Origin of the sequence: Paracoccus aestuariivivens (assembly GCF_009711225.1) — a bacterium.
Classification (GTDB): domain Bacteria; phylum Pseudomonadota; class Alphaproteobacteria; order Rhodobacterales; family Rhodobacteraceae; genus Paracoccus; species Paracoccus aestuariivivens.
In genome coordinates this window covers 618816-644289 of sequence record NZ_WMIE01000001.1, presented here as the reverse complement: position 1 = coordinate 644289, position 25474 = coordinate 618816, and the positions used below count along the sequence as shown (strand labels likewise).

27 protein-coding genes are annotated in these 25474 nt (G+C 63.2%); 15 read left to right on the top strand and 12 right to left on the bottom strand.

Annotated elements, in window-relative coordinates; translation table 11 throughout:
* Nucleotides 1-21: 21 nt before the first annotated feature.
* From GL286_RS03285 to cbbR, 6 genes are all read right to left on the bottom strand, one after another.
* Nucleotides 22-1242, bottom strand: coding sequence for a class I SAM-dependent RNA methyltransferase (locus GL286_RS03285; protein WP_170295025.1), 1221 nt, complete (start codon nucleotides 1240-1242; stop codon nucleotides 22-24).
* Nucleotides 1239-3092: an ABC transporter ATP-binding protein gene (locus GL286_RS03280; protein ID WP_155094094.1), complete on the bottom strand. Its 1854-nt coding sequence runs from the start codon at nucleotides 3090-3092 to the stop codon at nucleotides 1239-1241. Before GL286_RS03280 ends, GL286_RS03285 begins: the two co-directional genes overlap by 4 nt.
* 12 nt (nucleotides 3093-3104) lie before the next feature.
* Nucleotides 3105-4268 carry a CCA tRNA nucleotidyltransferase gene (locus tag GL286_RS03275; RefSeq protein ID WP_155094093.1) on the bottom strand — a complete coding sequence of 388 codons (1164 nt, stop codon included), beginning with the start codon at nucleotides 4266-4268 and terminating at the stop codon, nucleotides 3105-3107.
* Complete coding sequence (locus GL286_RS03270) at nucleotides 4265-4861, bottom strand: NUDIX hydrolase (RefSeq protein ID WP_155094092.1); 597 nt, start codon at nucleotides 4859-4861, stop codon at nucleotides 4265-4267. Before GL286_RS03270 ends, GL286_RS03275 begins: the two co-directional genes overlap by 4 nt.
* A 1-nt stretch (nucleotide 4862) precedes the next feature.
* Complete coding sequence (gene hslO / locus GL286_RS03265; protein WP_155094091.1) at nucleotides 4863-5879, bottom strand: Hsp33 family molecular chaperone HslO; 1017 nt, start codon at nucleotides 5877-5879, stop codon at nucleotides 4863-4865.
* Between the two features lie 96 nt (nucleotides 5880-5975).
* On the bottom strand, nucleotides 5976-6899 hold the full coding sequence (gene cbbR / locus GL286_RS03260; RefSeq protein ID WP_155094090.1) for a LysR family regulator CbbR: 924 nt from the start codon (nucleotides 6897-6899) through the stop codon (nucleotides 5976-5978).
* 96 nt (nucleotides 6900-6995) lie between these two features.
* Here cbbR and GL286_RS03255 point away from each other — a divergent pair, with 96 nt between their 5' ends.
* From GL286_RS03255 to GL286_RS03200, 12 genes are all read left to right on the top strand, one after another.
* Complete coding sequence (locus GL286_RS03255) at nucleotides 6996-7988, top strand: class 1 fructose-bisphosphatase (RefSeq protein ID WP_155094089.1); 993 nt, start codon at nucleotides 6996-6998, stop codon at nucleotides 7986-7988.
* 12 nt (nucleotides 7989-8000) lie between these two features.
* The gene (locus GL286_RS03250; protein ID WP_155094088.1) at nucleotides 8001-8873 is read left to right on the top strand and encodes a phosphoribulokinase; all 873 of its coding nucleotides are present in this window, start codon (nucleotides 8001-8003) and stop codon (nucleotides 8871-8873) included.
* A 13-nt stretch (nucleotides 8874-8886) separates the two neighbouring features.
* Nucleotides 8887-10887, top strand: coding sequence for a transketolase (tkt, locus tag GL286_RS03245; protein WP_425496080.1), 2001 nt, complete (start codon nucleotides 8887-8889; stop codon nucleotides 10885-10887).
* On the top strand, nucleotides 10887-11966 hold the full coding sequence (fba, locus tag GL286_RS03240) for a class II fructose-bisphosphate aldolase (protein WP_155094087.1): 1080 nt from the start codon (nucleotides 10887-10889) through the stop codon (nucleotides 11964-11966). The genes tkt and fba overlap by 1 nt, the downstream gene beginning before the upstream one ends.
* Before the next feature lie 21 nt (nucleotides 11967-11987).
* Nucleotides 11988-13442, top strand: a complete 1455-nt coding sequence (locus GL286_RS03235) for a form I ribulose bisphosphate carboxylase large subunit (protein ID WP_425496084.1) — start codon at nucleotides 11988-11990, stop codon at nucleotides 13440-13442.
* An 11-nt stretch (nucleotides 13443-13453) separates the two neighbouring features.
* Entirely contained in the window at nucleotides 13454-13843 is a 390-nt protein-coding gene (locus tag GL286_RS03230) for a ribulose bisphosphate carboxylase small subunit (RefSeq protein ID WP_155094085.1), read from the top strand.
* A 63-nt stretch (nucleotides 13844-13906) separates the two neighbouring features.
* Complete coding sequence (gene cbbX / locus GL286_RS03225; RefSeq protein WP_155094084.1) at nucleotides 13907-14824, top strand: CbbX protein; 918 nt, start codon at nucleotides 13907-13909, stop codon at nucleotides 14822-14824.
* Nucleotides 14821-15513, top strand: coding sequence for a ribulose-phosphate 3-epimerase (gene rpe / locus GL286_RS03220; protein WP_155094083.1), 693 nt, complete (start codon nucleotides 14821-14823; stop codon nucleotides 15511-15513). The genes cbbX and rpe overlap by 4 nt, the downstream gene beginning before the upstream one ends.
* Before the next feature lie 79 nt (nucleotides 15514-15592).
* The gene (locus GL286_RS03215; protein WP_170295024.1) at nucleotides 15593-16792 is read left to right on the top strand and encodes a glycosyltransferase N-terminal domain-containing protein; all 1200 of its coding nucleotides are present in this window, start codon (nucleotides 15593-15595) and stop codon (nucleotides 16790-16792) included.
* A 41-nt stretch (nucleotides 16793-16833) separates the two neighbouring features.
* Nucleotides 16834-17250, top strand: a complete 417-nt coding sequence (locus tag GL286_RS03210; protein WP_155094081.1) for a DUF1178 family protein — start codon at nucleotides 16834-16836, stop codon at nucleotides 17248-17250.
* 118 nt (nucleotides 17251-17368) lie between these two features.
* A complete protein-coding gene (locus tag GL286_RS03205) occupies nucleotides 17369-17941 on the top strand; it encodes a cytochrome b (protein ID WP_155094080.1) in 573 nt (190 codons plus the stop codon).
* Between the two features lie 54 nt (nucleotides 17942-17995).
* Nucleotides 17996-18331, top strand: a complete 336-nt coding sequence (locus GL286_RS03200) for a DUF2794 domain-containing protein (protein ID WP_425496079.1) — start codon at nucleotides 17996-17998, stop codon at nucleotides 18329-18331.
* Here the strand turns inward: GL286_RS03200 and GL286_RS03195 are convergent, their stop codons facing one another.
* The 5 genes from GL286_RS03195 to cobA all read right to left on the bottom strand — a co-directional run bounded on the left by GL286_RS03195 (nucleotide 18332) and on the right by cobA (nucleotide 21609).
* Nucleotides 18332-19129 (bottom strand): crotonase/enoyl-CoA hydratase family protein, encoded by a 798-nt coding sequence (locus GL286_RS03195; RefSeq protein ID WP_155094079.1) that lies wholly within the window; start codon nucleotides 19127-19129, stop codon nucleotides 18332-18334.
* A 3-nt stretch (nucleotides 19130-19132) separates the two neighbouring features.
* Nucleotides 19133-20062: an AEC family transporter gene (locus GL286_RS03190; protein WP_155094078.1), complete on the bottom strand. Its 930-nt coding sequence runs from the start codon at nucleotides 20060-20062 to the stop codon at nucleotides 19133-19135.
* Nucleotides 20055-20288: a sulfurtransferase TusA family protein gene (locus GL286_RS03185; protein WP_155094077.1), complete on the bottom strand. Its 234-nt coding sequence runs from the start codon at nucleotides 20286-20288 to the stop codon at nucleotides 20055-20057. Before GL286_RS03185 ends, GL286_RS03190 begins: the two co-directional genes overlap by 8 nt.
* Complete coding sequence (locus GL286_RS03180) at nucleotides 20285-20791, bottom strand: DUF2478 domain-containing protein (protein WP_155094076.1); 507 nt, start codon at nucleotides 20789-20791, stop codon at nucleotides 20285-20287. Before GL286_RS03180 ends, GL286_RS03185 begins: the two co-directional genes overlap by 4 nt.
* 80 nt (nucleotides 20792-20871) lie before the next feature.
* A complete protein-coding gene (cobA, locus tag GL286_RS03175) occupies nucleotides 20872-21609 on the bottom strand; it encodes a uroporphyrinogen-III C-methyltransferase (protein WP_425496078.1) in 738 nt (245 codons plus the stop codon).
* Nucleotides 21610-21727: 118 nt separating this feature from the next.
* Here cobA and GL286_RS03170 point away from each other — a divergent pair, with 118 nt between their 5' ends.
* Genes GL286_RS03170 through plsY form a run of 3 tightly spaced genes read left to right on the top strand, consistent with a single transcriptional unit; the run spans nucleotide 21728 to nucleotide 24536 of the window.
* On the top strand, nucleotides 21728-22687 hold the full coding sequence (locus GL286_RS03170; RefSeq protein WP_134678561.1) for an aspartate carbamoyltransferase catalytic subunit: 960 nt from the start codon (nucleotides 21728-21730) through the stop codon (nucleotides 22685-22687).
* Nucleotides 22684-23955, top strand: a complete 1272-nt coding sequence (gene pyrC / locus GL286_RS03165) for a dihydroorotase (protein WP_155094075.1) — start codon at nucleotides 22684-22686, stop codon at nucleotides 23953-23955. The genes GL286_RS03170 and pyrC overlap by 4 nt, the downstream gene beginning before the upstream one ends.
* Nucleotides 23952-24536, top strand: a complete 585-nt coding sequence (gene plsY / locus GL286_RS03160; RefSeq protein WP_155094074.1) for a glycerol-3-phosphate 1-O-acyltransferase PlsY — start codon at nucleotides 23952-23954, stop codon at nucleotides 24534-24536. The genes pyrC and plsY overlap by 4 nt, the downstream gene beginning before the upstream one ends.
* Before the next feature lie 61 nt (nucleotides 24537-24597).
* Here the strand turns inward: plsY and GL286_RS03155 are convergent, their stop codons facing one another.
* Nucleotides 24598-25473, bottom strand: coding sequence for a 3-hydroxybutyryl-CoA dehydrogenase (locus GL286_RS03155; RefSeq protein ID WP_155094073.1), 876 nt, complete (start codon nucleotides 25471-25473; stop codon nucleotides 24598-24600).
* Nucleotide 25474 lies beyond the last annotated feature (1 nt).

Below are 25474 nucleotides of genomic sequence, written 5' to 3'. Positions count from 1 at the left end.
ACCATACAGGTAAAAATATCGCTAGCGTCGGCGAATTTCCGCCACAGTTTCGACGTGAGGTGACCAACGAAACTGGTCGATTACGAAAAGGCGGGAAATCTCCCAACCGGACTCGGCAAGAATTCGCGCATCGCGGGCGAAAGTTACCGGATCACAACTGACCCATGCCAGAACCCCTGCCTTGGATTTCGCGATTTCGCGGGCCTGTGGCTCTGCACCGGCCCGCGGCGGGTCGATCACAATCGCGTCATAGCCCAGTTCGTCGATCAGAAGCGGACGACGCGCAAGGTCGCGTATCTCGGTCGTGATTCGGCGCAATCCGCCTGCTTTGCGCGCCGCGGCGTCCATTGCCTGAAGTGGGGCGGGCAAGCCCTCGATAGCGTGGATCTCGGCGGTTTCGGCCAGCGGAAGGGTAAAGGTGCCGCAACCCGCGAACAGCTCGATGATGCGATTCGCACCACGCGTGATGTCGCGGATCACCGCTAAAAGCGCAGCCTCGCCCTCGGCGGTGGCTTGCAGGAAACTGCCCGGAGGCGGCGTGACCTGCGCCCGACCAAACGCGATTGCGGGCGGACGGCGGGTGATCGGCTGATCGCCCCATGTCAAACGAGCCAGATCGCCCTTGTCGGCCAGCGCGGCCAGTGCCTCGAACAGGGCGGGTTCCATCGTCTTGCCGCCGGTCACGGTCACATCCAGACCCGAGCGGGTTTCGGTCACGGTCAGTGACAACTCGCCCGCGCGCGAAGCACCGACCACGACGATCTCGCGCAGCAAAGGCAGTGCCTTCTGGATCGCGGGACGCAGGACATGGCAGTCGGAGATATCGACGATCACTTCCGAGGCGCGGGCATGGAATCCCAGCAGAGCGCCCTTTTTAGTGCGCCGTCCCGACAGGACCGCGCGTCTGCGCGACCGCGGTGGCGAGACATGCACGCCAGCGACCGGCGCAGTCAGCCCCTGCGCACGCAAGGCCTCGGTGACGACGCCGACCTTCCATGTTTTCACGAAGTCGTCCGATCCATGCATCAGCGAACAGCCACCACATGCACGATAGTGCTGACAGGCTGGGCGCACCCGATCCGCTGAAGGGGTGATGATGCGCGGGGCCGCGATGCGACCCTCCACAACCTCGCCTTCGATCACCTCGCCGGGCAGGGTCAGGGCGGCCAATGCGCGTGCGTCATCGCGGATGGCAACACCATCGCCTTTGCGGCCCAGTCGCTCGATCGTCCAATGGGTCACTCGGCAGCCTCGGTCGTCTCGTCGTCATCAGTTCCAAGGAAACCGCCCGATTGGCGGTTCCAGTAGCGGGCGTAAGTGCCGTTCAGCGCCAGCAATTCGCTATGTGTGCCTTGTTCGACAATCCGGCCGGATTCAAGCACGACGATACGGTCCAGCTCGGCGATGGTGGACAAACGATGCGCGATGGCCAGAACAGTCTTGCCCCGCATGGCGCGGTGCAGCGCGTCCTGAACCTGCGCCTCGACCTCGCTGTCGAGCGCGCTGGTGGCTTCGTCCAGTACCAGAATGGGTGAATCCTTCAACAGCGCGCGGGCCAAGGCGATGCGCTGCCGTTGCCCGCCCGACAGCTTCACTCCGCGTTCGCCCAGATGGGCGTCGTAGCCGGTGCGACCCGCGTGATCGCGCAGGTTCAGGATGAAATCGTGCGCCTCGGCGGCTTTTGCTGCGGCGATGATCTGGACCTTGGTCGCGTCGGGACGACCATACAGGATATTGTCATAGGCCGAGCGGTTGAACATCGCGGTCTCTTGCGTGACCATGGCAATATTGCGACGCAGGCTTTCTTGCGTGACCTTGCGCAGGTCATTCCCGTCGATCAGGACCGCACCCTTCTCGACATCGTAAAGCCGCAGAAGCAGCGAAACCATCGTCGATTTGCCGGCTCCTGATGCACCGACGATACCCAACTTTTCGCCGGCAGCGACATGCAGGTCCAGTTCGCGAATGCCGCCGCCTTCCTTGCCATAAGCGAAATCGACTTGTTCGAAATCGATCCGGCCAGCCACGCGGCCCAGTTCAAGCGCATCGGGCGCGTCGGTCAGGCTATGCGGCGGAGACAGGGTCTTCATCCCGTCCTCGACCTCGCCGATGCTGCCCCAGACGCCCATCAGCGCCATGCTGACCCAGCCGGTCATCTGGGCCAGCCGCATCGCGATGGCCCCCGAAGCTGCGATATCGCCCGGAGTCGCCAGCCCCTGCCGCCACAGCAGCATTGTGCCGCCGACAAGGATGACGGGCAGGGCTCCGGCGATCGTCATCAGGGACAGGCGGAACCATGTCGAGACGCGGCCAAAATCCAATGCACTTTCGCGGAAACCGGCCATGGCGCCAAGCGCGGCGCGGTCCTCGTGCTCGGCATGGGCGAATAGTTTGACGGTCTTGATATTGGTGATCGTATCGACGACCTGTCCCGTCACCATCGCGCGTGCCGATGCTCGCCCTGCCGAGCGTTCGCGGATGCGGGGCATGAAGTACCGGATCAGCACGACGTAAGACCCCAGCCAGACGATCAGTGCCAGCGCGCCCCAGCCATCGACCGAAACCAGAAATGCCGCCGAGCCCAGCACCGAGGCCAGCGCGAAAGCTACGACGTTGACCATTTCCGAGGCCACATCGGTGACGGCCCGTGCGGTCTGCATCTGCTTTTGCGCGATGCGGCCGGCAAAGTCGTTGTCAAAGAAGGTCACGGAATGGCCCATCGTCCAGCGGTGCAGCCGCGACAAGACCAAGGGCATGACGTTCGGGTTGATGATGACGCTGGAGCTGGCCGTCGAAAGCCAGACGATTGCCGGACGGACCACCAGAAAGAACAATACGAACGACACCAGCAGCCAGCCCTGCTCGGACCAGAACTGTTCGACGGGGGTTGTGACCACGGCGTCGATGACGCGACCAAGGAAAACCGCCGACAGAACGTCCGCGACACCGCTGAGCGCCGAAGCAAAGCCCGCGATTGCCAGTCCCGACCACGCGCCGGACAGGCACCACCGGAAAAATGCCATCAGCGTGCGGGGCGGAGGACCATCCGCCGGACGGAAGGCGTCGATCATTCGGGCGAAATAATTATGCATAATGTCAGCCTTTCAGATGGCCGAAGTCTCCAGCGCGATCTGTAGCAACTGGTCGCGCGTCAAGGTGAAGTCGTTTGCGATATAGGCATTTTCGGCCCGACGCAAAGCCTCGCCCAAGGCGGGACCGTTCAGATCGGGCATCAGGTCGCGGGCGGTAAGCGGCAAGCGCGCTTCAGTGGCCCGTTCGATCCGTTGCTGCCAATCGGGGCAAAGGGGAATGCCGCGCGCGTGCAGGATCAGCGCGGCAGATTCCGCGATGCGCGCGCCGTGACGATAGGCCGCTTCGGCTAAAGGCAGGGCCAAAGCCTCGGCCAGTTTCTTTTGCTGCGTGGCTTCATCGCGCGACAGGCGCAGTTTGGACACGGCATCATCTGCGCCAAGCAGCGCCAAGCGGCACGGCCATGCAGCCAGTTGGCCGCAGGCCGCTTCGGCTGCAATGAGCGCGGGCAGGTCGCGCCCGTCTGCTCCGGGCAGGATGCGGGCAAGGATGCCTGCCTGCTGCATCAGCGCGACGGACTCGGCGGGGTCCGGGGCGGCAAGCAGTTTGCGCATCTCGGCACCGATGCGCTCGGCCGAGATCCCGTCCAGGCCGGAGGCCAGATCTGCGCAGGCAGCCAAGGCCGCAGGATCGGCGGCGCCTTTTGCGCCATACCATGCGTGGAACCGGTAAAACCGCAGGATGCGCAGGTAATCTTCGGTGATGCGGGCGCGGGGTTCGCCGACAAAGCGAAGGCGGCGGGCGGCAAGGTCGGGCAGGCCGCCGACCGGATCAAAAACTTTTCCCGTCCAATCGGCGTAAAGCGCGTTCATCGTGAAGTCGCGGCGTCGGGCGTCCTCGTCGATACAATCCGAGAAAGCCACGACCGCGCGTCTTCCATCGGTTTCGACATCGCGGCGGAAGGTCGTGACCTCATAGCCATGGCCGTTTGCGACGACGGTGATCGTGCCATGTTCGATACCGGTCGGAACGGCGCGCAGACCTGCCGCCTCGGTCAGGCGGCGGGTTTCGTCGGGCAGGGCCGAAGTCGCGATGTCGATGTCCGAAACCGGCTCGTCCAGCAGCGAGTTGCGGACTGCGCCTCCGACGATCAAAGCCTGATGGCCTGCATCCGTCAGTGCGGCCAGAACCTGCCGCAGACCGGAATCATTCAGGAAAGAAGCGGAAATCCGTGTCATGCCGTCAACCGGACCGCCAATGCGTGCAGAACCCGCGCGGTCGCGCCCCAGATGTAATAGGGCCCGTAAGGGGCGACGTAATAGGCGCGCCAGTCGCCTCGCCATTGGCGGCGCTCGATGCGGTAATTCGCGGGGTCCGAGATATGCGCGAAGGGGACGGCGAAAACCTCGTCGACCTCGCCTGTTTCGGGGACCGGAGTGAAGTCGCCGCGGATCAGGCCCAGCACCGGCGTCATGGCGAAATTCGTCACGGTGCGGTGTGGCGGCAGCGTGCCAAGGATTTCGACCTGCGATGGCTTCAGGCCGATTTCCTCATCCGCCTCGCGCAATGCGGCGGCTGTAGGGTCGGTGTCGAAGGACTCGACCTTGCCGCCGGGCAACGAGATTTGGCCCGGATGGTGACGCAATCCGCTGGCCCGTTTGGTCAGGATCAGTCGGCCCTGACGGTCGAAGGCAGCCAGCACTCCGGCCGGACGCAAATGGCCATTGTCGGGAACGTGGCTGTTCAGTTCGTAATCCGAGGAAGGCCCTGCCGGAACCGACAGGGCCTTCAAAAGCCGTTCGCGCAGCAGGGTTTGCGGCGCGGTCAGCATGTTACTGTGCGGCCTGTTCTGCGGGGGGCAGGGGTTTGCCATGCTCGTCCAGCGTTGCTTCGAAACCAAGGCTACGCGGGTCGAATTCGTAATGTGCGCCGCAGAACTGGCAATCGGCGGTGACGATGCCGTCTTCGGTCGTCATGTGGCCGATATCTTTGGCCGAATAGATCGACAGCGTTCCGCGCACCCGATCCGGCGAGCAGGAGCAACCGAAATGCAGACCCTGACGGTCGAAGACGGTTGGCTGTTCCTCGTGGAACAATCGGAACAGCAGGTTCGGCAGCGGCAGGTTGGGATCGACCAGTTCCATTTGCTCGACCGTGGTCAGCAGCATGTTGGCGCGGTTCCAGTCCTCGGATTCGGCACCTTGCAGGATGTCGGCGGATTGCAGGGCCTCGCCGCTTTCGGTGACGACCTGATGCTGCGCGGGCAGGGTTTGCAGCATGATGCCGCCAGCGCGCCAGTGATCTTCGGCCTGGCCGGCCAGACGCGACCGACCGACTGTCAGTTCGAAGCGTGTCGGCAGCTGCTCGGATTGCTCGAAATAGTTCTGCGCACATGCCGACAGAGAGCCGCCCGCAAGCGGGGTCAGCCCCTGATATGGGGTGTTGCCCTCGCCCTGATCGATCAGCACGGCGAAATAGCCTTCGCCGATCTGCGAAAAGGCATTCTGGTCGGCTCGCAGGCGGTCGGCGTCGAAGCTGGCCCATGCGCGGATGCGGGCGGGGCCGCCCTCGGTTTCGGGGGCGTAATAATCCGAGGCGATGGTGCGGATGGCACCGTTGCCCCGCACCTGCAGGGACAGTTTCCAGCGCAGCTTGATGGTCGGGCCGATCAATGCGGTCAGCGTGACAAGCTCGGCGACCATGGCGCTGACGGCCAGCGGATAATCGTGCCGTGACAGGATATGTTCAAGCAGCGGGCCGACGCGGGTCGCGCGTCCGCGCACGCCCGAATGCTCCAGTTGGAAGGGCAACACATTGTCGTCCCAGGAAATGTCCTTCGTTTGAGCCATGGTGAATCCTTCGGAATAAGATGCGCAGGGCAGCGATATGCCGGCGCGCGTTGCCCCCAATATAAGGCTTGGCGGGAAAAGCCCAAGGGGGCGCGATCAGACCTGTGGCAGGAACGCTCCGTTCAGGTCGCGGATATGGTCATGCACCCGCAATCCGGCGGGCGACAGCGCCGTATCCTCGCGCCGCAACAAGAACCAGCTGCGCTGGATCGGCAGGCCGATGGCCTTTACCGAAACCAGCCGCCCCGAGCGCAGTTCCTCTGTCACGGTATGTAGCGAGATCAGCGCGATCCCCAAGCCCGCAATGACCGCCTGCTTGATCGTTTCGTTCGTGCCCATTTCGACCATGCGCCAAGGGGTGCCGTCGCCGATCCGGTCCAGAAACCGCGTCATCAGGATGCGCGTTCCGGAACCGCGCTCGCGGCCAAGGAAGGTTTCGGCAAGCAGGTCTTGCGGCAGCGCAGGGTCCGCATTCGCCAAGGGGTGGTCGGGGGCGGCCACGATGATGTGCGGATGCGGGCCGACGGGCTCGGCAATCACGACCGGACTGCGCGGCGGTCGTCCCATGATCGCCAGATCGACGGCCCGCGCGCCAAGCCACGCGATCACGGCCTCGCGGTTTCCGATGCGCAACGTGACCTCGACATCGGGCATGGCACGACGCAGATCGGCCACAAGGCGCGGCGCAAAGTACTTGCCGGTCGAGACGACGCCCAGCGACACCGCCCCGATATGGCCGCTTTGCAAGGCTGCGACTCGGCGTGCCGCGCTTTCCAACGCCACGGCGATTTGCGCATCGGCCTCTAGCATGGCGCGGCCCTCCTCCGTTGGTCGGAAGGCGCCATGCTCGCCACGGATCACAAGGGGGGCCGACAACAGGTCTTCTAGTGCGCGCAACTGGCCATGAACGGCTGGCGGGCTAAGACCAAGGTCTGCTGCGGCGGCTGTCAGCGATCCGGTGTCAACGACGGCCCGCAAGGCGCGAAGCTGGCGTAACGTGATGGCATCGATGCGCGACATTCGGAATTCCTGAAAGATACTTCCGGTTAATTAAATGTTCCTGAAGGCGGGGCCGTGTCAACAACAAGGGACGGTAGCCGGCCTGGGGAGGGGACGATGACCGCAATGTCCATCGATACCACGCAAATTCCGGGTGAGTTCCGTCCGGTGATGCAAGCCTTGGCCGAAGCAGGGGCTAAGCTTTCGGTTCTGATCCGTCGCGGCGGAGAATTGGGTCGCCCTGTCGGCACCAACTCGGATGGTGACGGTCAAAAGGCGCTGGACGTTCTGGCGGATGACCTGTTCCGCTCGGCATTGGGGCGTGCAGGGCTGCGCTGGTTCGCTTCCGAGGAACAGGACAGCGCGATCGAGCTGAATCCCTCGGGGCGTCTGGCGATCGCGATCGACCCGTTGGACGGTTCGTCGAACATCGACACCAATGTCTCGATCGGAACGATCTTTTCCATCTATCCCGACGAGGCCACATCCGAGGCCAGCTTCCTGCGCCCGATGCGTCAGCAGATCGCGGCGGGTTACATCATCTACGGCCCGCGCTGCGCAATGATGGTCACCTTTGGCGACGGCGTGCAGCATTACGCGCTGGACCCCGACACCGGCGTCTTCCGCTTGGTCGAGACGCGGCTGGTCATGCCTGACTGCTCGTTCGAGTTTGCCATCAATGCCTCGAATTACCGGCATTGGTCGCGCCCGATCCGGGCCTATATCGATGATTGCCTTGCAGGTCTCGACGGCCCGCGCGAGACGAACTTCAACATGCGCTGGATCGCGTCTCTGGTCGCCGAAGCGCATCGCATCCTGATCAGGGGGGGCGTATTCCTGTACCCCTCGGATGCCCGCAAAGGCTACGAACGCGGGCGGCTGCGGATGCTGTACGAATGCGGCCCCATCGCCTTCCTGATCGAGCAGGCAGGCGGTCAGGCCAGCGATGCCTGCGAGCCGATCCTCATGCAAACCGTGGGAACACTGCATCAACGCACGCCCTTCGTGTTCGGCTCGACCGAGAAGGTCGCCCGCATCGCCGCCTATCACGATCTGCCAGACACCGAGGTTTCGGCCCTGTTCGGCAATCGCGGTCTATTTCGTGCCTGAGGGAAGAGAGCCATGAGCAAGAAGCATCCGATCATATCCGTTACCGGCTCGTCTGGCGCAGGGACAACGACGATCAAGAACACCTTCGACCAGATTTTCCGGCGCGAGGGCATCAAATCCGTCGCGATCGAGGGCGACGCGTTCCATCGCTACGACCGTGCGGAAATGAAGGCCGAACTGGCACGCCGGACCGAGGCGGGCGATCACACCTTCAGCCATTTCAGCATCGACGCGAACGAGCTTGCCACGCTGGAAGACGTCTTCCGCACCTATGGCGAAACCGGCATGGGTCGCACCCGTCATTACGTCCATGACGACCGCGAGGCCGAAATCTGGGGCACACCACCCGGCACGTTCAGCGAGTGGTCGGACTTCCAGCCGAACTCCGATCTGCTGTTCTACGAAGGCCTGCACGGAGCGGTCAAAACCGACGAGTTGGACATCGCCCGATATGCCGATCTGAAAATCGGTGTCGTTCCGGTCATCAATCTGGAATGGATCCAGAAGATCCATCGCGACAAAGCCAGTCGGGGCTATTCGACCGAGGCCGTCACCGATGTGATCCTGCGCCGGATGCATGCCTACGTCCATGTAATCTGCCCGCAATTCACCCAGACCGACATCAACTTCCAGCGCGTTCCGGTCGTCGATACCTCGAACCCGTTCATCGCACGCTGGATTCCGACCCATGACGAAAGCCTTGTGGTGATCCGGTTCCGCAATCCGCGCGGCATCGATTTTCCTTATCTGACCTCGATGATCCACGGTTCGTGGATGAGCCGGGCGAATTCGATCGTCATCCCCGGCCCGCGACTGGACCTCGCCGTGCAGCTGATCCTGACGCCGATCATCCTGCGTATGTTCAACGACTCGAAACGCGCGTGAAAGGAGAATTGCGATGAACCAGATGGCACCCGTCCACTCCGATCAGGAAGCCGCGATGGCGACCGCGATCCGCGTCTTGGCGATGGATGCGGTCGAGGCCGCGAAATCCGGCCATCCCGGCGCGCCGATGGGCATGGCCGATGTGGCGACGGTCCTGTTCAACCGTTTCATGCGGATTGATCCCTCGGATGACAAATGGCCTGACCGCGACCGTTTCGTGATGTCGGCGGGGCATGGTTCGATGCTGGTCTATGCGATCAACCACATGCTGGGTTACGACGATATGGGCATGGACCAGCTGCGCGCCTTTCGCCAGCTTGGCTCGCGCACGGCGGGGCATCCCGAATACGGCCATGCCAAGGGGATCGAGACCACCACCGGCCCGCTGGGGCAGGGCATCTCTACCGCCGTCGGCATGGCCTTGGCCGAGCGCATGATGAACGCACGCTTCGGTGATGATCTGGTCGATCACTGGACCTATGTCATATGCGGTGATGGCTGCCTGATGGAGGGGATCAGCCACGAGGCCATCGACTTCGCCGGTCATCAACGGCTGGGGCGGCTGATCGTTCTGTGGGACGACAACCGCATCACCATCGACGGCGGGACCGGGCTTTCGACCTCGACCGACCAGCAGGCGCGGTTTGCGACCTCGGGCTGGCATGTGCAGGCGGTGGACGGTCATGACCGCGAGGCGGTGGCTGCCGCGATTACCGCTGCCCGCCAGGATGATCGACCTTCGCTGATCGCCTGCCGCACCGTGATAGGCTATGGCGCACCGAACAAGCAGGGCAGTCATGACGTGCATGGTGCGCCTTTGGGTGCTGCCGAGATCGCTGCTGCCCGTGCCCATCTGGGCTGGACATACGAACCCTTCGCGCTACCGCAGGAGATCCTCGACTCCTGGCGCTCTGTCTCTGCGCGGGGGGCAAAGGCGCGGTTGGCTTGGCAGGAGCGGCTGAACCGTTCCCCTCTCAAGGCCGATGTCACTGCCTCGCTGACCGCGCCCGCCGCCATCCAGCTACGTCAGGCTATCGCCGCCTTTTGCCAGACGCTGGCGAATGACCGGCCCAAGGTCGCTACCCGCAAATCCAGCGAAATGGCGCTAGAGGTGGTGAACGCCGTGCTCCCGAATACCGTGGGCGGCTCGGCGGACCTGACCGGTTCGAACAACACCCGCACCAAGGGGATGACAGCGGTGACCGCCGCTGACCGTACGGGCCGCTACATCCATTACGGTATCCGCGAGCACGGCATGGCGGCGGCGATGAACGGCATCGCGTTGCATGGCGGGCTGATCCCCTATGGCGGGACCTTTCTGGCCTTCAGCGACTATTCCCGCCCCGCGATCCGGCTGGGGGCGCTGATGGGGGTGCCGGTCATCCATGTGATGACCCATGACAGCATCGGTCTGGGCGAGGACGGTCCGACCCACCAGCCGGTCGAGCATGTCGCGGCCCTACGCGCCATTCCCAATGTGCTGGTTTTTCGCCCCGCCGACGCTATCGAGACCGCCGAGGCATGGGAGATCGCCCTGACCGCGCCCAGAACGCCTTCGGTCCTGTGCCTCTCGCGCCAGAACCTCCCGACGGTGCGGGATGCCGCGCCAGAGAACCTGACGAGGCAAGGGGCCTATGTCCTCCGCGACACGGATGGGCCGCGCGACGTGACGCTGATCGCGACGGGCTCCGAGGTCGAGCTTGCTCTGGCGGCCTCTGACATGCTGGCGGGGCAGGGGCTGCGGGCGGCGGTCGTCTCGGCCCCCTGTTTCGAGCTTTTCGCCGCTCGCCCCGCCGAGGAACGCGAGGCCGTCCTTGGCCAAGCCCCCCGCATCGGCATCGAGGCGCTGATCCGGCAGGGTTGGGACGGTCTGTTCCTGCGCCCCGGCGACGGCTTCATCGGCATGACGGGCTTTGGCGCATCCGCCCCCGCCCCCGAGCTTTACCGCCATTTCGGCATCACCACTGACGCGACCGCTGAACTTGCCAATCAACTGATCCGGGGAGGAAAGTGATGGCCCTTATCACGCTGAGACAGCTTCTGGACCACGCCGCCGAGCATGGCTACGGCGTGCCTGCCTTCAACATCAACAATATGGAACAGGGCCTCGCGATCCTACAGGCGGCGGCGCAGGTCGATGCGCCGGTGATTCTGCAAGCCTCGCGCGGAGCGCGGTCCTACGCCGGGGACATCATGCTGCGCCGCATGGTCGAGGCCTTGGCCGAGATGAACCCGACCATCCCGATCTGCCTGCATCAGGATCACGGCAATAATCTTGCTACCTGCATGTCCGCGATCCGGCACGGCTTCACCTCGGTGATGATGGACGGCTCGCTGTTGGAGGATATGAAGACCCCCGCCGATTACGACTATAATGTCGGCGTGACGGCGAAGGTCGCCGAGGCCGCCCATGCGGTCGGGGCCTCGGTCGAAGGTGAGCTGGGCGTGCTGGGTTCCTTGGAAACCGGCGAGGCCGCTGCCGAGGACGGCTCGGGGGCGGAGGGGAAGCTTGATCACTCCCAGCTTCTGACCGATCCCGACCAAGCGGTGGATTTTGTCCTGCGGACCAGTTGCGACGCCTTGGCGATTGCCTGCGGCACCAGCCACGGCGCCTATAAATTCAGTCGCAAACCCGATGGCGACATCCTCGCGATGCATGTGATCGAGGCGATCCATCAGCGCCTACCCGGCACGCATCTGGTCATGCATGGATCATCCAGCGTGCCGCAATATTTGCAGGACCTGATCAACCAATCCGGCGGCGTGATGCCTCAGACTTACGGCGTCCCGGTCGAGGAAATCGAACGCGGCATCCGCCACGGCGTTCGCAAGGTGAATATCGACACCGATTGCCGCATGGCGATGACCGGGCATTTCCGCAAGGTCGCCCGCGACCGCCCCGACGAATTCGATCCGCGCAAATTCATGATCCCCGCGATGAAGGAACTGACCGCGCTTTGCCGCGACCGGTTCGAACGCTTCGGCACCGCGGGTCATGCCAGCAAGATCCGGGTCATCCCGATGGACGAGATGGCCAAACGCTACGCGTCGGGGGCGTTGGACCCGGCCATCACCGGCTCGAAGGCCGCATAGGGAGGAAGTCTGATGAACGAGATGTCCAAGACCCAGATTACCGACGCCAAAAAGCGCTACGCGGCGGGCGTGTTGAAATACGCCCAGATGGGCTATTGGGACGGCGATTACGAGCCGAAGGATACCGATATCCTCGCGCTTTTTCGCATCACGCCGCAGGAGGGCGTGGACCCCATCGAGGCGGCAGCTGCCGTTGCCGGAGAAAGCTCGACTGCGACATGGACGGTGGTCTGGACCGATCGGCTGACCGCCTGCGACCAATATCGCGCGAAAGCCTACAAGGTCGAGCCGGTGCCGGGAACGCCGGGGCAATATTTCTGCTACGTCGCCTATGACCTGATCCTGTTCGAGGAAGGCTCGATCGCCAATGTGACCGCCTCGATCATCGGCAATGTCTTCAGCTTCAAGCCGCTGAAGGCCGCGCGGCTCGAGGACATGCGCTTCCCCGTCGCCTATCTGAAAACCTTCTCCGGCCCGCCCACCGGCATCGTGGTCGAGCGCGAGCGGTTGGACAAGTTCGGCCGCCCGCTGCTGGGCGCGACGACCAAGCCCAAGCTGGGCCTCTCGGGCAAGAACTATGGCCGCGTCGTCTATGAGGGGCTGAAGGGCGGCCTCGACTTCATGAAGGATGACGAGAACATCAACTCGCAGCCCTTCATGCATTGGCGCGACCGGTTCCTTTACTGCATGGAGGCGGTGAACAAGGCCACCGCCGTCACCGGCGAGGTCAAAGGCCATTACCTGAACGTTACCGCCGGCACGATGGAGGAGATGTACCGCCGCGCCGAATTCGCCAAAGAACTTGGCTCGGTCATCATCATGGTCGATCTGATCATCGGCTGGACGGCGACGCAGTCCATATCCAACTGGGCGCGGCAGAATGACATGATCCTGCATATGCACCGCGCCGGGCATGGCACCTATACGCGCCAGAAGAACCACGGCATCAGCTTCCGCGTGATCGCGAAATGGCTGCGCATGGCGGGGGTCGATCACCTGCATTGCGGCACCGCCGTCGGCAAGCTGGAGGGCGACCCGATGACCGTGCAGGGCTATTACAATGTCTGCCGCGAGATGCATAACCCCGTCGATCTGCCGCGCGGCATCTTCTTCGAGCAGGATTGGGCGAACCTGAAACGGGTGCTGCCGGTCGCCTCGGGCGGCATCCATGCCGGGCAGATGCATCAGCTGATCGACCTGTTCGGCGACGATGTGGTCCTGCAATTCGGCGGCGGCACCATCGGGCATCCGATGGGCATTCAGGCCGGGGCGACCGCGAACCGCGTGGCGCTGGAGGCCATGGTTCTGGCCCGCAACGAGGGCATTGATATCGCGAATGAAGGTCTCGAAGTACTGCGCAAGGCCGCGAAATGGTGCAAGCCGCTGGAGGCTGCCTTGGACACCTGGGGGAACATCACCTTCAACTACACGCCCACCGACACCTCGGACTTCGTTCCGACCGCATCCGTCAGCTAAGGGAGGGGAATATGCGTATCACTCAGGGCTGTTTTTCGTTCCTGCCCGATCTCGACGACAACCAGATCCGCGATCAGGTCGAATATATCCTGTCGCGGGGCTGGGCGGTCGGGATCGAATATACCGACGAGCCGCACCCCCGGAACACCTATTGGGAGATGTGGGGCCATCCGATGTTCGACCTCAAGGATGCCAAGGGCGTGATGATCGAACTGGATGATTGCCGCAAGGAGCAGGGCGACGCCTATATCCGAATCAACGCCTTCGACAGTTCGCGCGGATGGGAAACGGTGATGATGTCCTTCATCGTGAACCGCCCCGCGCGTGAGCCGTCGTTCCGGACGTGGCGGCAAGAGGTTGATGGCCGCTCGATGCGCTACACGCATGAGATGGTTCCTTGATCGAAGGCGGGGGCAGCCGGCCCCCGCCGCTCCGAATGGGCGTCTGCAACGGAGAATAGGCCGATGGACGGGAATGCAGCGACGACAGTCGATCTGAGGGCGGAATACGAATCCTCGGGCGTGCGCGAGATTCTGGACGAGTTGGACCGCGAATTGATCGGGCTGGCTCCGGTCAAGGAGCGTATCCGCGAAACTGCGGCGCTGCTGCTGGTGGATCGGGCAAGGCGTCAGCTTGGCCTGGCCCATGAAACCCCGACTTTGCACATGTCCTTCACCGGCAATCCGGGGACCGGCAAGACCACCGTCGCGTTGAAAATGGCCGGTCTGCTGCATCGGCTGGGCTATGTCCGCAAGGGGCATCTGGTCAGCGTCACCCGGGACGATCTGGTCGGACAATATATCGGCCACACCGCCCCCAAAACCAAGGAAGTGCTGAAGAAGGCGATGGGCGGCGTCCTGTTCATCGACGAGGCCTATTACCTGTATAAACCCGACAATGAACGTGACTACGGGCAGGAGGCGATCGAGATCCTGTTGCAGGTCATGGAGAATAACCGCGACGATCTGGTCGTGATCATGGCGGGCTATGCCGACCGGATGGACCGCTTCTTTTCGGCCAATCCGGGGTTCCGTTCGCGCATCGCGCATCACATCGAGTTTCCCGATTACTCAGACGAGGAACTGGGGCGCATATCGGGCGCGATGCTGGATGCGCAGGGGTACGGCTTCGACGAAGCGGGGGGGGCTGCGATGCGGGAATATATCCGCCTGCGTCGCGAACAGCCGCATTTCGCCAATGCCCGCAGCATCCGGAACGCGCTCGACCGCGCACGATTACGTCAGGCAAACCGGCTGTTTTCCGCAGCAGGTGTGGTTGACGCCAAATCGCTTTCCACGATAACGGAGGCCGACATCCGCGCCAGCCGCGTCTTTTCCGGCGGGCTCGACATTGACGGCAGCCGCAGGAAGGACGTGCCATGAGCTTCGACCGCAGCATCAAGATCGCCCCCTCGATCCTCTCCGCTGATTTCGCGAATTTCGGCCAAGAGATCCAAGCCGTCGAGGCCGAAGGTGCCGACTGGATCCATGTCGATGTGATGGACGGGCATTTCGTGCCGAACATCACTTTCGGTCCCTCGACCTGCAAGGCGATCCGCCCGCATATCAAGGGCGTGATGGACGTCCACCTGATGATCTCGCCGGTGGATCAGTACATCGACGCCTTCGCGGAATCGGGTGCCGATTTCATCACCGCCCATCTTGAGGCAGGTCCGCATATCCACCGCACCTTGCAGGCGATCCGCGCTACCGGTGCGAAAGCGGGCCTTGCGCTGAACCCCGGCACTCCGGTCGAGGCGGCCAAGGGTCTGCTGGACGATGTGGATCTTGTCTGCATCATGACCGTCAACCCCGGATTCGGCGGGCAGAAATTCATCCGCAGCCAGGTCGAAAAGGTTCGCACCCTGCGCGCCATGATCGGTGACCGTCCGGTCCATATCGAGATCGACGGCGGTGTCGATCCGACCACCGCGCCGCTGGTCGCCGAGGCGGGGGCTGATGTGCTGGTCGCCGGTTCGGCGGTGTTCAAGGGCGGCTCTGTCTCGAACAGCAATCCATATGGCGAGAACATCCGCGCCATTCGCGCTGCGGCACAGTCCGCGCTGCGTTGATCCTGTCGGGATGGGGGGCTAGGCTTTCCCTGTCCTGAACGGAGGCCGACATCCTGACCCGCTGGAAGGAACACCGGACGTGATTTGGCGTAGCGCGACAGCCCTTGCGGGCTTCGCCCTGCGCCTTGCTGCGCCGTTTTCCGGCGCGGATCTGCGCGAGCGTCTGGCGTTGACCGGCCCGGATATCGTTCCGGGAGGCATTTGGCTGCACGCGGCCAGCGTCGGTGAACTGAATTCGGCCCGCGTCCTGATCGAGGCGCTGGCGGGGGATTTGCCCCTGACCGTGACCACGAACAGCCGCACCGGACGGGCCTTGGCGCGCAAATTGGGCTATACGGCCGTGCTTGCGCCTTTGGATGTGCCTCAGGTGCTCGAACGGTTCCTGCAAAGGATCGAGCCTTCGGTTCTGGTGACGGTCGAGAACGAGTTGTGGCCCAACCGCTCGGCGCAGGCTGACGCGCGCGGCGTGGCGCAGGTCGTTGTCGGTGCGCGGATCTCGGCGCGGTCCGCTGCGCGTTGGGGCAAGGTTCCGGGGCTGATCCGCCCGATGCTGGCGCGGCTTGCCGCCCTTTCGGCGCAGGATACCGGCAGCGAGGAGCGACTTTTGCGGCTTGGACTTCGGCCCGAAGCGGTCTGCTCGCGCCTGAACCTGAAGCTGGTCGGGCCGTCGCGCGTCGAGCCTGTTCCCGACAGCCCTGCCCGCGCGCTGACCGTGCTTGCGGCCTCGACCCATGAAGGTGAGGACGAGATCGTACTGGACGCCTATCTGGCCGCGCGCCAATCCGCACCCGCCTTGCGTCTGATCCTTGCTCCGCGTCACCCTGAACGTGGTGATGCGGTGGCGGATCTTCTGGCCGCCCGCGGGGTAGAGTTTGTCCGTCGCAGCCGTGGTGGAGGGCTGGATGCGGGGGTGTTGCTGGCCGATACTTTGGGCGAGATGGCACAATGGTATGCCGCTGCCGGAATATGCGTCACCTGCGGTTCCTATAACGACCGTGGCGGGCATACCCCGTGGGAACCGGCCGCCTGGCGCTGCGCCATCCTGCATGGCCCGCATGTCGAAAATCACGCTGCCGACTATGCCGATCTGGGGGCTGCGGGGGCGGCGGCGGAAAGTCTGGCCGCCGACCTGCCGCATGATCTGACCGCACTGGTGGCCGATCCGGCACGGCAGAAATCCATGGGTAATATGGCTAGGGATCAACTGCTTGCCCGCGCGGGCGATCCCACGGCGCTGGTGCAACGCATCCTCGACCTTGCGCGTGGCAGGCTTGTATAAGCCGGCGCGAACCCTGATATCTACAGGGAAAGGAGCCTGCCATGATCCGCTATAACCTACGCTGCGAGAACGACCATCACTTCGATGGCTGGTTCCGCTCATCCGAGGGGTTCGACACCCTGAAGAAGGCGGGGCAGGTGACTTGCACGCAATGCGGATCGGTTTCGGTCGAAAAGGCTCTGATGGCCCCCGGTGTCGCGACATCCGAGGCCAAGCGCGATCTGCACACGCCCCGCAACCCGCAGGAAAAGGCGCTCGAAGACCTGCGTCGGCAAGTCGAGGAAAACTCGGATTACGTCGGTATGTCCTTTGCCGCCGAGGCCCGCGCGATGCATGACGGCAGCGCCCCGACCCGCGCGATCCATGGCGAGGCGAAACTGGAAGACGCCCGCAAATTGCTTGAAGACGGAATACCGGTTGCCCCTTTGCCGTTCCGATCACGCCAGCGCGCCAACTAAGCAGGCAAGTCAGCGCACATCCGTGTGAGTGCGACAATCGGGGGCTTTCGGGTCGGGATGGCTGAACCTAGTTCTGGCACAGCCAATTCCGAAACCGATTGCCCTTCAGGAGTATCCGATGTCCTCCCCCGCCGTTCCGCCACTGCCGCTTCGCGATACGCCAGACCGGTATGGCCGCGTCACGCGCTTTCTGCATTGGGGCATGGCGGCGCTGCTGCTGTGGCAGTTCATCGGTATGGTGCTGCGTGAAATCTTGGGACGAACGCCGCTTGTGTCGTTCTTCACGGGGTCCCATCAGATGGTCGGGACAGTGCTGTTCCTGCTTACTGTGATGCGTCTAATCTGGGCGTTTGCCAATCGCGGCAATCGTCCTGCACATGGCGAGGGGGTGCTGGGGCTCGGCGCGCGAATGGGTCATCTGGCGCTTTATGTCGTGATGTTCACCGTTCCTGCAGCGGCGATCTTGCGGTCTTATGGCTCCGAGCGCGCCTTCTCCCCGTTCGGGTTCGAGATCTTCGCCGCGCGGGAAACTCCGATCACGTGGATGGTCGCGGTGGGCGATGCGCTGCATGGCGAATTGGGTTGGCTGATGCTGGCGTTGATCGCCGGACATATCGTGATGGTCGGGCTGCATAAGGCGATGTGGCGTGATGGCACGCTCGAGCGGATGGCAGGGCGACGCCGAGGCTGACTACGATGATTGTTTTTCGTTGATCGCCAAACGATCCGGTGTCACCATTTCTTCATGATGAATGCAGCCTTCGGGACGTCCCAGCCAAATGACCGTGTCGCCTTCGACCGAAGCGAGCTTGGCCTGATCCTTTCCGTCTATGGACGCATGGTCGCCGCGGGTGAATGGCGGGATTATGGCATGTCGTTCTTGCGAGAGGTCGCGGTGTTCTCGGTCTTTCGCCGCGCCGCAGAACATCCACTCTACAGCATCGAGAAGCGTCCGAAGATGCGCAATGCGCAGGGACAGTATTCGGTAATCGGGATGGACGGACGCATTCTCAAGCGCGGGCACGATCTGGCGAACGTTCTGCGGGTGCTCGAGAAAAAGCTGATCCGTCCGGTCGATTGATCAGTCCGGTTTGATCTTGTTGGCCGTGCCACGCGCGAACGAACTGAGCCGTCCCTTCGCCGCTTCTTGCGTGTTGACGATGCCAGCGACCATCGCCTCGGCATAGGCTGCATCGAAACCAGACATGTTCTGCATGTGGGAAATCGCCGAGCAGACGGCAAAATTCGACAAGGGCGTGTTCTGCGCGGCGGTGCGGGCAAGTTCGTAGGCTTTCGCCTCGCTATCGGCGACACGGTATTGGGCAAGGCCGACATTCACCGCCTCATCCCCTGAATACAACCGCCCGGTCAGCATCATGTCCACCATGCGCGCCTTGCCGATCAACGCGGGCACGCGGATAGTCGCGCCGCCACCGGTGAAAAGACCGCGTTGGCCCTCGGGCAGCCCGAAATAGGTGGTTTCGTCCATCACGCGGATATGGACCGACGAGGCGAGTTCCAGACCGCCGCCCACAACCGCGCCTTTCAGCGCCGCAATGACCGGCAGTCCGGCATATTCGATCTTGTTGAAGGCCTCGTGCCAGCGCAGGCAGATACGCATGAACTCGGCGGGGCTGCGCTCTTCGCGACCGTGTTCGACCAGATCGAGCCCTGCGCAGAAATGCGGTCCCGAGGCTTTCAGCACGACGGCACGCGCCCCGGTCGAGGGCAGGGCGGTGAACACGCCGATCAGTTCCTCGATGGTCTGGGCGTTCAGCGCGTTGCGTTTGGTCGGTCGGTTCAGTGTGACGGTGGCGATGCCGTCCTCGTCCATGTCGAACAGCAGATTGGTCAGCCGCAATTCCGAAATACCAAGCATGATCTAGCCTTTCGTGATCCAGTGAATGACGACCGGAAGCGTGGCGATGCTGACCGCTGTCGAGATCAGGATAGCCGTCGAAACCCGATGCGCCGCCACACCGAAATGTTGCGCCAATATATAAACATTGCCCGCGACCGGCAGGCTGGCGGCGGCGATCATAACGCCTGCCGCGAATGGCTCGACATGGAAAATAAACAGCGCGGCGATAGTGACGGCCAATGGATGCAGAACCAGCTTGGCCGAACTGAGCCAGATCGCGGGACCAAGCCGTTCGGCCGAACGTCCGGCAAGGCTTGCGCCGATAGCGAAAAGCGCGCCGGGGGTCGCTGCGGCGCCCAGCAGCGACAGGTATTCGTCCAGCGCCGCGGGCATTGGCAGATGCAGTCGCGACCACAAAAGGCCCGCAAGCATCGAGACGATCATCGGATTGGCCACGATGCCCCGCGCCAGCGGCCCTATCGTTGCCGCCGTGATCCGCCCCTGCCTTGCGCCTGTGACCAGCAACGTGATCAGCGTCGAGAACACCACCAGATCAATTGTCAGCACCATCAGGACCGGACCGATGGCGTTATCGCCCAGCAAGACCACCAGCATCGGAACGCCCAGAAAGCCGGTATTGCCGATCATGGCGGTGTGGGCCTCCATCGCGGCTTCGGCCAGTGGCAAGCCACGCCAGAACGCGACGCCTATCGCCAAGGCCCAAACGGCCAACGAGCCTGTCAGATAGGCCATGACAAAGGACGGGTCGAAAAGGCGCTGGATATCGACGCTGGCGGCAAACCGGAAAAGCATGGCCGAAAGCGCGAAGTAGAAGACGAATTTCGTCAGCCACGCCGTCGCCTGTTCCGGAAAGAAGCGCGTATGACCGGCCAGCCATCCGGTCCCGATCAGCAGGAAAAAGGGCAGGGTCTTGAGAAAGATTTCAAGCATCTGGTCCGCGTTCGACTAGGTATTCGGTTGCACCGTCCGGCAGGGCAGTCGCGGCGATCAGCCGATGTCCGGCCTCATGGCAGAAATGGGGGACATCAATGACGGCGGCGCGGTCGGTGGCCAGCAGGATGACTTGCGACCCAGCCTCAAGAGCGATCAGACGCTTGCGCAGCCGCAGCACCGGCAACGGGCAGATCAGTCCGCGCGCATCGATTGTCTCGGTCATGCTGCGGGCGTCGTCCGTGCCTGGCACCATGACAACAGGGACGGGGGATCAATTGGTTCGGCCATGTCGCCTGCGAAGCTGTGGAAGTCGGATAATTGCTCGGTCGGGACGGATAGCAGCACGGGAATGCTCTGAGCCAGAGCCGTCGCGATGAAGTCGCGGAAGCCACGGCCAAAGGCCTCTTGCTTGCCGAACTTGTTGACGATGACCAGATCGGCCCCCTTGGCAAGCACGGCCTCGGCGCGTCCCACCGCAAGCGCAAGTGCGCCTGTATCCAGGCGGCAGCCCTCAGAGCACGTCCCCAGCGACTGCGAGATGCGGATGACAGCGCCGTCGCCAAGGATGCGCAGGTCCATATCGCAGGCTGAATCCGGGCCGTGATCAAGATTTTCCTGAACCGCTCCCGCCAGCCGCAGGCCCTGCGCAGACAAACTGCGCGCTGTTTCGGCCAAAAGCCGGTCTGCATGACCGGCTGTGCCGTCGATGGTAACGAAGCCGAGCATCGGAGCCCCCTAATGAGGCGTTCAGAATAGTACCCGCTGCGGCGGGCGCAACATTGGGAGATCAGAAAACCGGAACAGCCTTAGCTCATGTCGGCCAAAGGGCCGTACAGGATCAGGGCCGGATGGGAACTTGGGCCTTCGGATGCCAGCAGAGAGGCCAGTCCGGTTACGGTTGTACGAACAAAGCGCTGGTGGGGATGGCCGACCGCTTCGGCCAGCAAAGCAGGGGTGTCGGCAGGCAGGCCATGTGCGATCAGCTGGATGGTCATGGCCGGAAACGTCCGCTGGCCCATGAAGACGACTGTCGTGGCGTGAGCATCGGCAAGCGCAGCCCAGTTCTGATCGCCGGGAAGTCCGCCCGTCACATCGGCTCCGGTCACGAATTGCAAGCGGCGCGCGGTCAGGCGGCGGGTCAGCGGCAGACCCGCCGCAGCGGCAGCCGCCATGGCCGAGGGAACGCCCGGAACGATCTCGAACGGGATATTCTTGGCGCGAAGGGCGGTGATTTCTTCCTCGAGACGGCCAAAGACGCCAGAGTCGCCGGATTTGAGGCGGACGACGCGGCGGCCCGCATTTGCATGTTCGACAAGGAGCGCGTTGACATGTTCCTGCTTGGCCGATGGGCGACCGGCGCGTTTGCCGACGGCGATGCGCACGGCCTGCGGACCGGCCTGATCAAGCACCGGACCGGACGCGAGATCGTCGAAAAGCACGATATCGGCCTGTTGCAGGCAGCGAACTGCGCGCAACGTCAAAAGATCGGGGTCGCCCGGCCCCGAGGAAACGAAACTGACGATGCCCTTCGGATCTTTCATCATTTCGCGATGCGGCAAAATTCGGATCAAGGCAAGAGGCAAGTCGCGACCTATAGTCTGCTTGCCGCAAGCTTGCACATTTGCCATATAGCGGCCAACCGCGACACTGGGGATCCCATCCATGTTCCGAGCCCGTCATCTTCTGGGGATCGAGCCTCTCGCCCCGGCCGAGATCACCACGCTTCTTGACCTAGCCGAAACCTATGTCGATCTGAACCGACGCACCGTGAAGCATTCCGATGCTTTGGCGGGCATGACGCAGATCAACATGTTCTTCGAGAACTCGACCCGCACCCAGTCCAGCTTCGAGCTGGCGGGCAAGCGGCTTGGGGCCGATGTGATGAACATGTCGATGCAGAACAGTTCGGTGAAAAAGGGCGAGACGCTTATCGATACCGCGATGACGCTGAACGCCATGCACCCGGACCTTCTGGTCGTGCGCCACCCGCAATCGGGCGCGGTCGATTTGCTGGCGCAGAAAGTGAATTGCGCCGTGCTGAACGCGGGGGACGGGCGGCACGAACACCCGACGCAGGCGCTGCTGGACGGTCTGACCATCCGCCGCGCCAAGGGGCGTCTTCACCGCCTGACCGTGGCGATTTGCGGCGACATCGCCCATAGCCGCGTCGCGCGCTCGAACCTGTTCCTGCTGGGCAAGATGGAGAACCGTCTGCGCCTTGTCGGTCCGGCAACCTTGATGCCTGCCGGGGCCCGCGACTGGGGCTGCGAGGTCTATGAGGACATGCGCGAGGGCCTGAAAGGCGCGGATGTCGTGATGATGCTGCGTCTGCAAAAGGAACGCATGGATGGCGGCTTTATCCCGTCCGAGCGCGAATATTACCACCGCTGGGGCTTGGATGCCGAAAAGCTGGCACTGGCCGCGCCGGATGCGATTGTCATGCATCCCGGCCCGATGAATCGCGGCGTCGAGATCGACGGCACCATCGCCGACGATATCAACCGCAGCGTCATTCAGGATCAGGTCGAGATGGGCGTGGCCGTGCGCATGGCCGCCATGGACCTGCTGGCGCGCAATCTGCGTGCTGAACGCGGCGCCAAAGCCTCGGAGATGATGGCATGATCCTGCACTTCCAGAATGCCCGCCTGATCGACCCCGAGGCGCAGGCGGTCGAAGAAACGACCCTGACGATCCGCGATGGCCGCATTGACGCGGTGGGTGCTGAAGCCCCGGAAGGGGCCGAGTTGATCGATTGCAACGGCAAATATCTGGCCCCCGGTCTGGTCGATTGGGGCGTCAAGATCGGCGAGCCGGGCGAGCGTCACAAGGAAAGCTTCCGCAGCGCCGGGTTGGCGGCTGCCGCTGGCGGCGTCACGACCGTGATCGCGCGCCCCGATACGATGCCGCCGATCGACACGCCGGAATCGCTGGAATTCGCCACCCGCCGCGCCGCGGATGCGCCGGTGAACATCCGTCACATGGCCTCGCTGACCCGTGCCCGCGAGGGGCGCGAGATGGTCGAAATGTCGTTCCTGCAGGATGCAGGGGCCGTCGCCTTTACCGATGGGGTGCGGGTCGTTGCGGATACGCGGCTGATGTCGCGCTGCATGACCTATGCGCGGGGCCTGAACGCGTTGATCGTCGGCCACCCGCAGGAACCTCTGCTGTCCAAAGGCGCTGCGGCGACCAGCGGCAAGTTTGCATCGCTTTACGGGCTGCCTGCCGTTTCGCCCATGGCCGAGGTCATGGGGCTGGACCGCGATCTGTCGCTGGTCGCAATGACCGGCTCGCGCTACCACGCTGACCAGATCACCGTTGCCGCCAGCCTGCCCGCGCTGAAGCGCGCGCGTGAGGCGGGGCTGGATGTGACTGCCGGAACCTCGATCCATCATCTGACGCTGAATGAATTCGATGTGGGTGATTACCGGACCTTCTTCCGCTTCACCCCGCCACTACGGTCCGAGGATGACCGCCTTGCGATCATCGAGGCGGTAGCCGAGGGTGTGATCGACGTGATCGCCAGCTTCCACACGCCGCAAGACGAGGAATCCAAGCGTTTGCCCTTTGCCGAGGCGGCACCGGGGGCGGTCGGGCTTCAGACCCTGCTGCCCGCAGCGATGCGGCTTTACCATTCGGGTGGCCTGAGCCTGTCGCAGCTTTGGCGGGCAATGTCGCTGAATCCGGCCAAACGTCTTGGTCTGGAGGCCGGACGTGTTGGCATCGGTGCGCCTGCCGATCTGGTGCTGTTCAATCCCAACGCGCCGTTCATCATGGACCGTTTCACGCTGCTGTCTAAATCCAAGAACACGCCGTTCGACGGAGCGCGGATGCAGGGACGGGTTCTGGGCACATGGGTCGCGGGCCGCCGCGTTTTCGGTGATCCCGCATGAGCCTGATCCTTTGGGCGATCATCGGTTATCTTCTTGGCTCAATCCCCTTCGGGATCGTGATCACGCGCGCTTTGGGACTGGGCGATCTGCGCCAGATCGGCTCGGGCAATATCGGTGCGACGAATGTCCTGCGCACCGGGAACAAACCGGCGGCGCTTGCCACCCTGCTGCTGGATTCCGGCAAAGGCGCGATTGCGGTCCTGCTTGCGCGATGGCTGGCCGGACCCGATGCCGCGATGCTGGCTGGTGCTGCGGCTTTTCTGGGTCACCTTTTTCCAGTCTGGCTGGGTTTCAAGGGCGGAAAAGGCGTCGCAACCTTTCTTGGGACGTTGATCGCGCTGGACTGGCGGCTTGGTCTGGCAGCCTGCGCGCTTTGGCTGGTCGCGGCGCTGATCGGGCGGATCTCGTCGCTGTCCGCGCTGATCGCGGCGGCGCTGACTCCGGTCATCGCGTATGCGCTGGATGGGCCGCGCATGGCGGCGGTGACGGCTTTCATGGCTGTGCTGATCTTCATCCGGCATCACGCCAATATCAGCCGGATTCTTGCCGGAACCGAGCCGAAAATCGGCAAGAAATCCTGATATTCCTGCTGCGCAATACATTCCGGCGACCGAGACAGCGCTGCGGTCGCCGGCGTCAAAACTATCGGGTCGGTACCGGTTCTGGACCCGCATGGTCGTAGAAACCCCGACCTGTCTTGCGACCCAGCCAGCCTGCCTCGACATATTTCACCAGCAGCGGACAGGGCCGGTATTTGGTATCGGCCAGACCGTCATGCAGGACATTCATAATCGCAAGGCAGGTATCCAGACCGATGAAATCGGCCAGTTCCAGCGGCCCCATCGGATGGTTCGCCCCCAGCTTCATCGATTCGTCGATAGATTTGACCGAGCCGACGCCCTCGTACAACGTATAGACCGCCTCGTTGATCATCGGGATCAGGATGCGGTTGACGATGAAGGCGGGGAAGTCCTCGGCGCGGGTGGCGGTCTTGCCGATCTTTTCCACCACCGCGACCAGTTCGCCGAAGGTTTCTTCGCTGGTAGCGATCCCGCGGATCAATTCGACCAGTTGCATGACCGGAACGGGGTTCATGAAGTGAACGCCCATGAAGCGCTCGGGGCGACCGGTGCGGCTGGCCAGTCGCGTGATCGAGATCGACGACGTATTCGAGGCTAGGATCGTTTCGGGTTTCAGATGCGGCACAAGATCGGCGAAGATCGCGTGCTTGACGCTTTCCTTTTCGGTCGCGGCCTCGATGACCAGATCGGCTAGGCCAAGGTCGGACAACAGGCTGGTGGTGCGGATACGGCCAAGGGTCGCTTCCTTGTCGGCGACGGTGATCTTCTCGCGGCTGATCTGGCGGTCCAGATTCTTGGCAATCAGCGCAAGGGCCTTTTCCAGCGCGTCCGCCGAGATGTCGGTCATCACTACATCATATCCGGCAAGCGCAAAGACATGCGCGATGCCGTTCCCCATCTGACCGGCTCCGATCACGCCCACCGATTGAATCGCCATG